This window comes from Shewanella sp. S1-58-MNA-CIBAN-0166 (assembly GCF_040310085.1).
Classification (GTDB): domain Bacteria; phylum Pseudomonadota; class Gammaproteobacteria; order Enterobacterales; family Shewanellaceae; genus Shewanella.
Map to the genome: position 1 here is coordinate 1 of NZ_JBEOPN010000188.1, position 244 is coordinate 244.

Here is a 244-nt window from a genome sequence, read left to right on the forward strand (position 1 = left end):
GCGGGGGCGCCGCTGTCATGGAAGACTAGATCGACAGTGATGTTACCGGCGGTCGCGTCCAGATTATCGACATCGGTGTCGTTAACGCTGTTGCCGTTATTGTCTAACGCGGTGGCAGACACGGTGATGTCGCCATCAACTAATGTGGAAACATCGACACCAGCAATGCTGTAGTTGCCGTTGGCATCGACGGTGACATTTGGCACCGTGACTTGGGTGCCGTTGGCATCAGTCAGCACTAACG

The 244-nt window shown here is 55.3% G+C and carries 1 protein-coding gene; it reads right to left on the minus strand.

Annotation, left to right across the window (positions count from 1 at the left end):
• Positions 1-206, minus strand: a 206-nt coding sequence (locus tag AAEY99_RS21635) for a hypothetical protein (RefSeq protein ID WP_351012015.1), incomplete at its 3' end; no start/stop codon positions are given.
• Positions 207-244: the final 38 nt, after the last annotated feature.